The following is a 12,114-nucleotide window of genomic DNA, read 5'->3' on the forward strand; positions in this document are numbered from 1 at the left end:
ACCTCCCCCTGGACGACCTTTCCGTCGGGCCTGTGCATACGGGCCTGCTGGAAGGCGTCCGAGAGGCCACCGGGGGCCGCCACGCGCATCCGGCGTTCCAGCGAGCGCTCCGCGTACCTGCTGAGCGCCGACCGGACCGGCGGCACCAGGAGCAGCAGTCCGGCGACATCCGAGATCATCCCCGGAATCATGATCAGCAGCCCGCCGAGCATCAGGAAGCCGTTGCCCCTGCTGCTCGCAGGAGCGGGCGAGGAGCCGTCGGCGCCCGGCTGCCCCGGCATCTGCTGGAGCGTCTCGGTGAGATTGCGGAAGGCGCGGCGGCCGGCCGCCTTCATCACCACGGCTCCGAGCACGACACCCGCGGCCAGGAGCAGCAGGACGGTGAACCCGCCCGCCACGTCCGCCACCACAATGAGCAGCCAGACCTCCAGCACCGCCCAGGCGGCGATGGCGAGAGGTACGAGGGTCCGGGCGCGCGAGCGCCGACGGGCGGTCGGGGGCGGTGTGCCGGTCGTCATGCCCCCAGTGTGCCTGGCCACGGGTCCGGGTGCCGTAAGGGGGTGAGGCTCACCGGGCCGGAGGCGTCAGGGCGTCCGGCGTCCGAGCGCCCGGTTCGTACGGGTGGTGACACCCCAGGCGGTCACCCGCCAGAGCGCCTCGACGAGGATGTCCCGGCTCATCTTGGAGTCACCGATCTCCCGGTCCACGAACGTGATCGGGACCTCCACGACGTGGTAGCCGGCCTCGATCGCGCGGCGCGCCAGGTCCACCTGGAAGCAGTAGCCCTGCGAGGCGACCTCCTCCAGGCCGATCCCCTGCAGGGTCTCCGTACGGAACGCCCGGTATCCGCCGGTGACGTCCCTCGTCCGGAGTCCGAGCATCAGCCGCGAGTAGGTGCTGCCGCCGCGGGAGATCATCTCGCGGGACTTGGGCCAGTTGACCACGCGCCCGCCGGGGACCCAGCGGGAGCCCAGCACCAGGTCGGCGCCCTTGAGGGCGGTGAGCAGCCGGGGCAGCTCTTCGGGCTGGTGGGAGCCGTCCGCGTCCATCTCGACGAGCACGCCGTAGTCGTGGTCCATCCCCCAGCGGAAGCCGGCGAGATAGGCCGCGCCGAGTCCTTCCTTGCCCTGCCGGTGCAGCACATGGACCCGGTCGTCGGCGGAGGCCAGCTCGTCGGCCAGCTTGCCGGTGCCGTCGGGGCTGTTGTCGTCGGCGACCAGGATGTCGGCCTCCGGTACGGCGGCGCGCACCCGGCTGACGATCGGCTTGATGTTCTCGGCCTCGTTGTAGGTCGGAATGATCACCAAGGTTCTGCCGAGCGGGCCGTATCGCCTCTGACCGCCGTCGTTCACTTACTGCCCCTTAAGTCCGTACGCAGATGCACACCATATCCAGCGCGACGGGGCCGCAGACCGACCCGGTCGGGACGGCTCGGGGCGCGACGGCGGACAGAAGAGCGGAAGTACGGACAGAACTGCGGATCGGGGCCCGGCGTCCTTCGGGCCGACCTGGGACCCGCCGGCTGCGGGTCGACCTAGAGCCGTTGTCTACTGAACGTCCGGGCCCCACCCGGGTCGCACCCTCCGTCCGGCTGAAACCTTCCCTCGCCCCCGAGGCGCGGGCGCTGAACCTGGCTGTCAGCGGTGGTGCGCCGGTGCTGCACACCACCCCATGACCCAGCGGCGTTCGACGACTGCGTGGAGGTTTAACCGGTCGGACGTCCTGTGGTGGACTCGGCCGAACCTACCGGCCGGTGGGCGCATTCTGTCAATAGTTGCCTGACCTGCATCGTTTATCGAACTTGCCTGGTCAGTACCGGAGATCCCCAGGTCGCGGGAGAACCGGGGCACCTTCGATCGGCGGTACGAAATGTCCGCACGTCACTCGTTCGGCCGTACGTAGACCGTTTGTCCGAACACGACCGTGCGCAGGCAGACCGGGAGTTCGGCCCCAGGGCTGAGGTCCGGCAGTCCGGGCGTCCCCGACCTGGGGTCGGTCGACCAGCGGGCGACCCGGTCGTCCGGGGCCTGGACCACCAGTTCCTCGGTGCGCCAGACCGCGTAGTCGGCCGGGGCGCCCGGCACCAGCGTGCCCGCGTCGTCGCGGCCGACGGCCCGCCAGCCGCCCCTGGTATGGGCGGTGAAGCCCGCCCGTACGGAGATCCGGTGCTCAGGCGTCCGGTGGAACGCGGCGGCCCGCACCGTCCCCCACGGGTCCAGCGGGGTCACCGGGCTGTCGGAGCCGAAGGCGAGGGGCACACCGGCCCGCAGGAGGGCCGCGTACGGGTTCAGGGTCCTCGCCCGCCCGGCACCCAGCCGCTGGGCGTACATGCCCTCCTCACCGCCCCAGGCGGCATCGAAGGCGGGCTGGACCGAGGCGGTGAGCCCCAGTTCCGCGAAAGCGGCGACGGTCTCGGGGGTGAGCATCTCGGCGTGCTCGATCCGGTGCCTGGCGGCCCGCACCCGGCCCAGGCCCACCTTCTCGGCGGCTGCCCTGACGCCCTCGACGACGGCGTGGAGCGCGGCGTCGCCGATGGCGTGGAAGCCCGCCTGCAACCCGGCCTCGGTACAGGCCGCGACATGGGCCGCGATCCGCTCGGCGTCCAGATGCGCGGTGCCGGTGAGCGGGGCGTCGGCGTACGGCTCGTGGAGGCAGGCGGTGTGCGAGCCGAGCGAGCCGTCGACGAAGAGGTCCCCGGCCGCGCCCACCGCACCGAGCTCCCGGATGCGCCGGGCGTCCTTCTCGTCGGCGACCTGTTCGGCCCAGTAGCCGAAGACCCGCGGTCCGCGCTGCCCCGCGGCGAGCTTCAGCAGCGCGGTGAAGTCCTCCTCGTCGGAGATGTCGGGGCCGCCGCACTCGTGGACCGTACCGATGCCCAGGGACGCGGCGTGGTGCAGCGCGGCGCGCTGGGCGTCGGCGCGCTGCCGCGGCGAGACGGCGCCGTGGGCGGCCGAGCGCACCGCGTGGTGGGCGGCGGCGGTCAGCGGCGCCTGCGGGTGGTAGCCGGGCATTGAGGCGATCGCGGGCACCAGGTCCAGCAGCGCGGTACTGGCGACCGCCGAGTGCACGTCGATCCGGGGCAGGTAGACCGGCCGGCCGCCGGCCGCCGCATCGAGCTCGGTGCGCGAGGGCGGACGCTGCCCGGGCCAGCGCGTGGCGTCCCAGCCGTGCCCCAGGACCACCCGGTCGCCGGGGTGCGCCGCCACGTACGTCCGTACGAGAGCGAGGGCCTCGTCCAGGGTGCGGGCACCGGAGAGGTCGAGGCCGGTGAGGGCCAGTCCGGTCGACGTGGTGTGGACGTGGGCGTCGGTGAACGCGGGGGTGACCAGCGCCCCGTCGAGGTCGATCACCTCGTCGACGCCGCCGGCGAAGGCGTCGGCGGCCCCTTCGGAGCCCACCCAGGCGACATGGCCCCGTTCGACCACCATGGCGGTGGCGAAGGGGTCGGCGGGGCTGTGGACGTCTCCACCGCGCAGCAGCACGGTGCGGTGTTCGCTCTGGGGGGCGGTGCTCTCGGTCATGGGAACCAGTCTCCCGCCTGCCGGGTTCCGCCCCGTGCGCGACCCCTCAGATCTGCGGCGGCCGCGCCTCGTACGGCGTGGAGAGGACGACCGTGGTGCGCGTGGAGACACCGGCGAGCGAACGGATCCGCGTCAGCAGGTGCTCAAGCTCCAGCGGGGTCGCGACCCGTACCTTCAGGATGTAATTCTCGTCACCCGCGACGCTGTGGCACGCCTCCAGCTCCGGGACACCCGCGAGCCGCTCCGCGATGTCGTCCGGGGCGCTCGGATCGAAGGGCTTGACCGAGATGAACGCGGTCAGCGGCAGGCCGACGGCCTCGGGGTCGACGACCGCGGCATAGCCGCGGATCACCCCGCGCTGCTCCAGCCTGCGAACCCGCTGATGAACGGCCGAGGTGGACAGACCGGTGGCCTTGCCCAGGTCGGTGTAGCTCATCCGCCCGTCCTTGACGAGCAACTCCACGATTTGACGGTCCAGCTCCTCCATATGGATCAATCTATGGCCCCAAGTCCCTCCAGGCACAGCCGCAGGAGCCACCGGAGGGCACCTGCGGCAGGCATGTGATGAATGCCACAGGTTTACGGGTCAGTAGCAGAGCGCCTCGCGGTTACGGCCGATCCACGACGGGAAGTGCTTGCTTTGGCCGAGGCCACGGCGCCTTGTCGGCCCACCCGAGGGGGGAATTTCCCATGCAGAGCCTGAAGCTCACCGGACGTACCGATCCGGAGCCCGTTGATCCTTTCGAGGACACCGCTCCCGACGTGTACGACACACTTGAGATGTACCGGGTCACCTGCCCGGACTGCGCACAGCCGATCGCTCTCCTGGCGGACGAGGACACGCTGCCGGAGCACGCCCTGTGCCCGACTCCGTGGAACCCGTTCGTCCTCACGGTGTGCGCCGGTACCGGCCGTCCGGCGTCGAAGGCGCGGCCCGCCGATGAGTCGCCCGACGTCCAGGAGCAGGAGACGGCCCTGCTGTTGACGCTCCCTCAGGGGCTCGACTGGAGGATGCAGCCCTTCTCGCACGCCGGGGGCGACGGCTCGCGCCCGTTCCGGATGCCGCAGCAGCTCCGGCGGGACGCCGCCTGAGCCGGCCTGCCGCCTTCGCGGGACCGCGAACCGCCTGACGACAGAACTGCGCGGCACCACGACGGCCCGGCCGGCGTGGTGCGGGCAGCGAACGGGGCCCCGGCGCCTGTGCCGCCCCGGGGAACCTGGCGAACGGGCGCCCGAATCGGCCGGACAGTGACCCGGCCCTGTCCCGCGGCGTTGGCCCGGCATGACCCTGCTGCACTCCACGGCCGGCCCCGGTCGCCGCCGTCTCGCCGTTCCGGCCTCCGAAGAATCGGTTCCGCAGCCCGGATCGTCACCGGCGCCGCAGTCCGAGCCGCCCCGTGCGGCGCCGCGCTCGGTGCCCCACTCGACCGATCCGCCCATCTACCGGGCGATGCTCCGGCACTGGGAGGGCACCGGCAGGACCCTGCCGGGCCGCCATGACCAGGAGTGGAACCGGATCATGACGATGCCCGTGTGGTCGGACCGGCCGGTGCGGATCAGTGCGTCTCAGGACCCGCGAGGTGGCGGGCGATGACCATGCGCTGGATCTGGTTGGTGCCTTCGACGATCTGCAGCACCTTGGCCTCGCGCATGAACCGTTCGACGGGGAAGTCCAGCGTGTAGCCGTATCCGCCGAGCACCTGGACGGCGTCGGTGGTGACGCGCATCGCGGCGTCCGTGCAGAACAGCTTGGCCATGGCCGCCTGCCGCGAGAACGGGCTGCCCGCGTCCCGCAGTCTGGCGGCCTCCAGATAGAGCGCCCGGCCCGCCTCGATCTGGGTGGCCATGTCGGCGAGCATGAACCGCAGCCCCTGGAAGTCCGCGATGGGACGGCCGAACTGCTTGCGCCCGGTGGCGTAGCCGACGGCCTCGTCCAGCGCGGCCTGGGCCACCCCGATGGCGCAGGCGGCGATGCCCAGCCGGCCGGAGTCGAGTGCGGACAGCGCGATCGCGAAGCCCTGCCCCTCCTCGCCGATCCGGCGCGCGTCCGGGACCCGTACGCCGTCGAAGTGGAGCTGGGCGGTGGGCGAGCCCTTCATCCCCATCTTCTTCTCGGGGACGGCCGCGCTCAGTCCCGCCGCGTCCCCGGGAACGAGGAAGGCGGTGATCCCGCGGGCACCGTCGGCGCCGGTACGGGCCAGCACGGTGTAGAAGTCGGCGACGCCGCCGTGGGTGATCCACGCCTTGGTGCCGGTGATGACCCAGTCGTCCCCGTCCCGTACGGCCTTCGTCCGCAGCGAGGCGGCGTCGGAGCCCGAGGCGGGCTCCGAGAGGCAGTAGGCGCCGAGCAGGCCGCCCGCGAGCATCGACGGAAGGTGTTCGGCCTGCTGCTCCTTGGTGCCGTAGCCGGCGACCCCGTGGCAGGCCAGGGAGTGGACGCTCACGCCGAGCCCGACGGTGAGGCGGGCGGCCGCGAGCTCTTCGAGGACCTGGAGGTACACCTCGTAAGGCTGGTCGCCGCCACCGTGATCGGAGTCGTACGGCAGCCCGAGCAGGCCGGACGCGGAGAGCAGCGTGAAGACTTCGCGCGGGAACCTGCCGGCGTCCTCCTCCTCGGCTGCCCGTGGCGCGATCTCCCGCTGGGCGATGTCGCGGACGAGCGCGATGAGCTGCCTGGACTCCTCGGTGGGCAGACGGCGTTCCACTGTTTGCGGAGCACGGTCGGACATGACGGCGCTCTCCTCCCTGTCGGGCGTTGCGGCGGTCGCGCGCGCGGGGTGTGAGCGGCGCCGCCGGGGGATCTCCGGGCGGGGCCCGAAAAGACTGCGGCCCAGCCGATGTTGCCCTCCCGGATTACGAGAGGTGCCGGTCAGCGGCTGTGGCGGCTTGAGTATGCCCGATCGGACGGTATCCGTCACTGGGTGACAGAACTCTTCGGCCACGGCCGCCGGCGGAAGGACGCCGCCGGTCCCGGTCCGCGCGAGCCCCGCGCGGGAACTCAGGACCGGGCGCGGGGCTCGCCGCCGTCCTGCGCCGCCTTGCTTCGCAAGGTCCGCCAGGTGACGGTGACGGTCGACGCGATCGCCAGTACGAGGGAGCCGAGGGCCACCGCGGCGATGGTGGACAGGTCCAGGTGCGGCCCGACATCCGTGGAGGTCGCCCGGGACAGCCCGGACGCCATGGCGGCCAGCGGGCCCAGGGGCACCAGGACGCCGAGTGCCGCGCCGACGGCGACGACGAGGGAGGTCTCGGCGACGGAGAACAGCAGGAGCTGCCGTACCGTGCCGCCTGCCGACCTCATCACCGCGAAGTCGCGGCGCCGGCCGTGCGCCGTCATGGCCATGCTGTTGGCCACGGCGATCCCGCTGTACCCGACGGCGATGACGATCAGCATGGTCGCGAGGCTGTCCGTGAGCTTCGAGTCGATGGCGTAGTCGTCGAGCGCGAACCGGACCGCGTCGTGCACCGCCGTACCGGGGACGGCCGAGGCGGACTTCGACGCCTTCGGTACGAAGATGTCGTCGGTGAGGGCGGCCGGGTCGTGTGCGCGCACCAGCCGGCGGGGCAGCACGAAATCACCCCGGGCCGGGTCGTCCGGCAGGACCTGCGCGATGCGCAGTTTCGCCGTGGCACCGTCGGCGAACCTCACCGCGTACCGGTCACCGGCCCGCAGGCCGAGAAGGCCCGCCGTCCTCTCGCCGAGCACCGCCTGCCCCGGCCTGTTCCAGCGGGCGTCGCGCGAGCCGAGCGCGTCGATGACGGTGAGCGTGCCGTCCTTGTCGCGGACGAAGGCCCGGGTCGGCAGCGCGGCCCTGCCCACCGGGTTGGCCCCGACCACCTCGTCGGTGTTGCCCGGTGTCCCGTCCGGCGTCACGATGACCTGTCCGGCGAGCTTGAGCGCGTCGCCCGCCGGGTACGCCACCCTCATTGTCTCCACCATGCCGCTGAGCAGCACGGCGAATCCGACCGCCGCGATCACCGGGGCCGCGAGCGACGCCGCCCGGCCCGGATCGGCTCGCAGTTCCGCCCGCACCAGGAGCGGGGCGGCCGGGCCGCGGCGCTTGAACGGCCAGGTGAGCGCCCGTCCGACAGGGCCGACGAACACCGGGGCGAGCAGCGCCGCCGCCACGACGAGCACCATCGTCGCGAGGATTGCCGCGTTGACCCGGGTACCGGCGTCGGCGGTGGCGGTCGCGATCACGAGGACCACGCCGAGGCCGAGCACGCTCAGGCCGCCCGTCCAGCGGGCGCGGCCCATCGTCGGGCGGTCCGCCGCGCTGTCCAGCAGCGCCTCGATCGGCGCCACCCGCGCGGCCCTCCGGCCGGCCGACCAGGCCCCCAGCACACTCACACCGACACCGATCGCGGCCGCCGTGAGCGGCGGCAACGCCGCCACCCGCAGGGTGAACTCCGGCGGCATCACGTCGAGGCCCCGCAGGATGTCGCGGAGCAGCGGCGCGGCACCGATACCCGCCAGGCAGCCCGCGAGCGAGCCCAGCAGACCGGTGAGGCCCGCCTCGCCCAGGATCATCCGGCGCACCTGGCGCGTAGACGCTCCGATCGTCCGCAGCAGGCCGATCTCCCGCCTTCGCAGCCCGGTCGCCAGGACCAGCATGGACGCGACCACGAAGGCGGTGGTGAACAGGGCGAGCGCCGCCATGGCTCCGATGAGCTGCGTGCCGAGGAACCGCTTGTGTTCCACGTACTCCGGCTGGAGCACGGACCGGCCGTCGCCCCGGACGACGGTGCCCCGGTCGCCGACGACGCTCCTGGCCCTTGCCGCGATGTCACCGGCGGCCGCGCCTTCACGGGCGAGGAGCGCGATGGCTCCGACGCCAGGCTGCCGGCGCGCGGCGAAGTCGTCGGTGAAGTAGAAGCCCGGCCCGTCCACGGTGCCGACCACCCGGAACCCAGCGCGCCCGGTGGTGATGTTCACCGTGAGGTTCCCGCCCGCGGCCACGCCGAGCGCCCGGTCCACCACCACCTCGTCGTCGGCCGCCGGTGTCCGCCCCGTGACGAGCCGGTACGGTGCGAGCCGCGTGCTCGACCAGCCGTGCCCCGCCACCAGGGCTCCTTCGTCCTCCACCGGCCGGCTGCCGAGGAACGCCTGCGCGTAGAAGGAGCGGTCCACCACCACGGAGGCCACGCCCGGCACCGCGCCCAGCGCATCGGTCAGCGGCCGGGCCTCGTCGCGGCTCCACGGCACCCGGTCCGCCGGGGTGCCGTCCTGGTCGGCCGCCCGGTCGGGGAGGACGATCGCGGAGGCGGCCGACAGCCGGGGCCGGACGCCGGGGCGGGCGGAGTCGTAGATGATCAGGGTGGTGGTGATGAGTGCCACGCCGACCAGCACCGCGACGAACGCGGCGAGAAAGCTGGTCCAGCGCTCACGGACGTTCGCCAGGACCAGCATCATGCCTCCAGTCCCCCCATGTGCGCCGCGATCGAGGCGGCGTTGCGGGTGCGGGCGTCACGGTCGAGGGTGATCCGGTCCGCGATGCGGCCGTCCTTGAGGAAGACGACCGCGTCGGCGACCGCCGCTGCCACCGGGTCGTGGGTGACCATGAGGGTGGTCTGCTCCTCCCTGTCGACCAGCAGGCGCATCATCCGCAGGACGTCGCGCGAGGCGGCGGTGTCCAGGGCGCCGGTGGGCTCGTCGGCGAACAGCACCTCCGGCCGGGTCACCAGGGCCCGGGCGAGCGCGACGCGCTGCTGCTGACCGCCGGACAGTTCGCCCGGCCGGTGCCCGGCCCGGTCCGTCAGCCCGACCGCGGCGAGCGCGTCGGCGACACGCTCAGCGCCGACCCGGCGCCCGGCGAAGCGCGAGGGCAGTTCCACGTTCTGAGCGGCGGTCAGCGAGTGGACCAGGTTGAAGGACTGGAACACGAAGCCGATGCGGTCACGCCGCAGTTCGGTGCGCTCCCTCTCGTTCCTCCGGCCGATGTCGATGCCGGCCAGCATCACCTGTCCGTCGGTGGGACGGTCCAGACCGGCCGCGCACTGGAGCAAGGTGGATTTCCCGGAGCCCGACGGCCCCATGACGGCCGTGAACGTTCCGCGTGGAAAGGCGATGGAGACGGCGTCCAGTGCGGTGACCGCGCGGTCGCCGGCTCCGTAGATCTTCCGGACGGTGCGGAGTTCGACCGCGCACCCCGTGGGTGCCTGCCTGGTGATGGTCATGGCGTCGATTCCAGCGAACCGGCCCGTGCCGCCGCATTGATCCGCGTACTACTCCACAGGTAGAGCCGGCACTACCGCAATTGAGCGGCCGACGGCATACCGTTGCCGCATGCGTCCCAGAACGGCCTGGCAGGCCATGGCCCAGCGGCCGTTGAGCTTCCTGACCTCCAGTTGGCCTTGGCGCTCGCTGGCGTATCTGGTCACCGGTGCGGTGGTCGGCGCGGCTGCCGTGGCGGTGTTCGTCACCGGACTCGTGGTGGGCCTGATCCTGCTGGTCGTCGTGGTCGGCGTGGCCCCCCTCGTCGGCGTCGTGCTGTCCTCGATCACCGTGGCGACGGCCGAACGGCACCGGCTGCGTCTCGTCGACCTCGACGGGCTGCCGAACCCGCACCGGCCGCCCGGCGGGGCGGGATTGCGCGCCTGGCTGTCGACCCGCCTGACCGAGCAAATCACCTGGCGTGAGCTGCTCTTCGGGCTCATCTCCGCGGCGGCGCTGTGGTGGTTGGACCTGCTGGTGCTCGCCTTCTGCTTCGGCCTGCCCGCCCTCACCTTCGAGGCGATCGACAGCGCCACCTGGCCGTGGGCGGTCTTCGGCGCCGTCGTGCTCCTCGCCTCGCCGTACACCGTGACGTCGTGGGCGGGTGCGCGCGCCGCGCTTGCCCGGACCTTCCTGGCCCCGCGCGGCGACGAGCTCGGGGAGTCGCTGCGGGAGGTGCACGCGTCGCGGGTGCGGCTCCTCGACTCCTTCGACGCGGAGCGCGTACGTATCGAGCGCGACCTGCACGACGGCGCGCAACAGCGCCTGGTCTCGCTCGGCATGACGCTCGGTCTGATGCGGCTGGACCTTCCCGAGGGATCCCCGGTCACCGCCCGGCTCACTGAGGCCGAGAACCAGCTCTCCGCCGCGCACCAGGAGCTGCGCGGTCTGATCCGGGGGCTCAGTCCCCCGGTGCTCGCGGACCACGGCCTGGTCGCCGCGGTCGAGGACCACGCGAGCCGTTTCCCCGTCCCCGTCACCGTCGATCTCCAACTCCCGGGCAGGCTCCCCCGGCAGTTGGAGACGAATGTGTACTACCTGATCAACGAGGCCATGACGAATATCGCGCGACACAGTGGCGCCCGGAGCGCCGGAGTGCACGGCCGTTGCCACTGCGACCTGCTGGTCCTGGAGATCACGGACGACGGGCACGGCGGCGCGGATCCGGCCGCCGGAACCGGTCTGACCGGCCTGGCCGACCGGCTCACGGCCCTGGAGGGCCGGATGCGGGTGTCGAGCCCGGTCGGCGGTCCGACTCTTCTCCATGTGGAGATCCCGTGCCACTTCGTGTGATCGTCGCGGAGGACGCGGTCCTGCTGCGCGAAGGGCTGGTCGGCCTGATAGAGCGGTTCGGCCACGAGGTGCTCGCCGTGGTCGGCGACGCGGACGCCCTCGTCGAGGCCGTCCACCGTGACCGGCCGGACCTGGTGATCACGGACGTACGGATGCCGCCCGCGAACCGGGACGACGGGCTACGGGCGGCCGTCGCCCTGCGGGAGGCGTACGCCGGACTGCCGGTGGTCGTACTCAGCCAGTACGTGGAGCGGTCGTACGCCGTCCGGCTGCTCGATTCGTGCCAGGGCGCCGCGGTCGGCTACCTGCTGAAGGAACGCGTCGGCGCGGTCGCCGACTTCATGTCGTCCCTCGACCGCGTCGCGACCGGCGGGACCGTGGTGGACCCCGAAGTGATCCACCAGCTCGTCATGCTCCGCCCCGATCCGCTGAGCCGGCTCAGCACCCGCGAGAGGGAGGTGCTGGGCCTGATGGCGGAGGGCCGGTCCAACGCGAACATGGCGGCGCATCTCTTCGTCAGCGAGGCCGCCGTCAACAAACACATCGGCAGCATCTTCAGCAAGCTCGATCTGCCGGTGGACACGGACGGGCACCGCCGGGTCCTGGCGGTACTGGCGTTCCTCAGGGCCTGACGGCCGCCGGCGACCTGTCAGCGGAATTGGTCCGAACCATTGACCCAACTGGTCTAGTCCATCTACGGTTCCCTGCGAACCGACTTTCCACGTTCATGCCAACTCTGTGCGAGCGCCGAAAGCCGGTCGTCCACCGGCAAGTCCCCTCCCCCACGAGGAGCAACGATGATCGGACTGCATCGCCCGGGAGCCCGCCTCCGGGCGTTCGCGGCTGCCGCCTGTACCGCCGCCCTGGGCGCCGCCCTGCTGGGCGTCGCGGGCACCGGATCCGCCGGCGCGGCCCCCGCCGACCTGAAGACCGCCGCCCCCGCGGCAGCGCCCGCCGCCCCCACAGCGGCCGGCAGCAAGGTGGTCGGCTACTTCACCGACTGGGGTGTCTACCAGCGCAATTACCACGTCAAGAACATCGAGACCTCGGGCTCGGCCGACAAGCTCACGCACATCAACTACGCCT

Annotated in this window: 10 protein-coding genes and 1 pseudogene; 4 read left to right on the forward strand and 7 right to left on the reverse strand. The window is 72.3% G+C overall.

Annotation, left to right across the window (positions count from 1 at the left end; all coding sequences use genetic code 11):
- The 4 genes from fxsA to J1C73_RS20835 form a co-directional block, all read right to left on the reverse strand.
- A partial coding sequence (fxsA, locus tag J1C73_RS20820; protein ID WP_207317750.1) for an FxsA family membrane protein occupies positions 1–518 on the reverse strand: 518 nt, incomplete at its 3' end.
- 66 nt (positions 519–584) lie between these two features.
- The gene (locus J1C73_RS20825) at positions 585–1,352 is read right to left on the reverse strand and encodes a polyprenol monophosphomannose synthase (RefSeq protein WP_123468239.1); all 768 of its coding nucleotides are present in this window, start codon (positions 1,350–1,352) and stop codon (positions 585–587) included.
- 528 nt (positions 1,353–1,880) lie between these two features.
- Positions 1,881–3,521 carry an amidohydrolase gene (locus J1C73_RS20830; RefSeq protein ID WP_207317751.1) on the reverse strand — a complete coding sequence of 547 codons (1,641 nt, stop codon included), beginning with the start codon at positions 3,519–3,521 and terminating at the stop codon, positions 1,881–1,883.
- Positions 3,522–3,567: 46 nt separating this feature from the next.
- Positions 3,568–4,008 carry an Lrp/AsnC family transcriptional regulator gene (locus J1C73_RS20835; protein WP_024493538.1) on the reverse strand — a complete coding sequence of 147 codons (441 nt, stop codon included), beginning with the start codon at positions 4,006–4,008 and terminating at the stop codon, positions 3,568–3,570.
- Between the two features lie 203 nt (positions 4,009–4,211).
- Between J1C73_RS20835 and J1C73_RS20840 the strand changes: the two genes are divergently transcribed.
- Positions 4,212–4,613: a hypothetical protein gene (locus J1C73_RS20840; RefSeq protein ID WP_207317752.1), complete on the forward strand. Its 402-nt coding sequence runs from the start codon at positions 4,212–4,214 to the stop codon at positions 4,611–4,613.
- 464 nt (positions 4,614–5,077) lie between these two features.
- On the opposite strand, the gene J1C73_RS20845 is transcribed toward J1C73_RS20840, so the two are convergent.
- The 3 genes from J1C73_RS20845 to J1C73_RS20855 form a co-directional block, all read right to left on the reverse strand.
- Positions 5,078–6,250 (reverse strand): acyl-CoA dehydrogenase family protein, encoded by a 1,173-nt coding sequence (locus J1C73_RS20845; protein ID WP_207317753.1) that lies wholly within the window; start codon positions 6,248–6,250, stop codon positions 5,078–5,080.
- Positions 6,251–6,519: 269 nt separating this feature from the next.
- Positions 6,520–8,934, reverse strand: coding sequence for an ABC transporter permease (locus tag J1C73_RS20850; protein WP_242644474.1), 2,415 nt, complete (start codon positions 8,932–8,934; stop codon positions 6,520–6,522).
- Positions 8,931–9,698, reverse strand: coding sequence for an ABC transporter ATP-binding protein (locus tag J1C73_RS20855; protein WP_207317754.1), 768 nt, complete (start codon positions 9,696–9,698; stop codon positions 8,931–8,933). The genes J1C73_RS20850 and J1C73_RS20855 overlap by 4 nt, the downstream gene beginning before the upstream one ends.
- A 109-nt stretch (positions 9,699–9,807) precedes the next feature.
- On the opposite strand from J1C73_RS20855, the gene J1C73_RS20860 reads away from it, so the two are divergent.
- The 3 genes and pseudogenes from J1C73_RS20860 to J1C73_RS20870 all read left to right on the forward strand — a co-directional run.
- Positions 9,808–11,028 carry a sensor histidine kinase gene (locus J1C73_RS20860; protein WP_207317755.1) on the forward strand — a complete coding sequence of 407 codons (1,221 nt, stop codon included), beginning with the start codon at positions 9,808–9,810 and terminating at the stop codon, positions 11,026–11,028.
- Complete coding sequence (locus tag J1C73_RS20865) at positions 11,013–11,660, forward strand: response regulator (protein WP_307797753.1); 648 nt, start codon at positions 11,013–11,015, stop codon at positions 11,658–11,660. The genes J1C73_RS20860 and J1C73_RS20865 overlap by 16 nt, the downstream gene beginning before the upstream one ends.
- Before the next feature lie 165 nt (positions 11,661–11,825).
- Positions 11,826–12,114: pseudogene (locus J1C73_RS20870) on the forward strand (chitinase); the annotation flags it as partial.

Origin of the sequence: Streptomyces laculatispora, from assembly GCF_017353455.1 — a bacterium.
GTDB lineage: Bacteria > Actinomycetota > Actinomycetes > Streptomycetales > Streptomycetaceae > Streptomyces > Streptomyces laculatispora.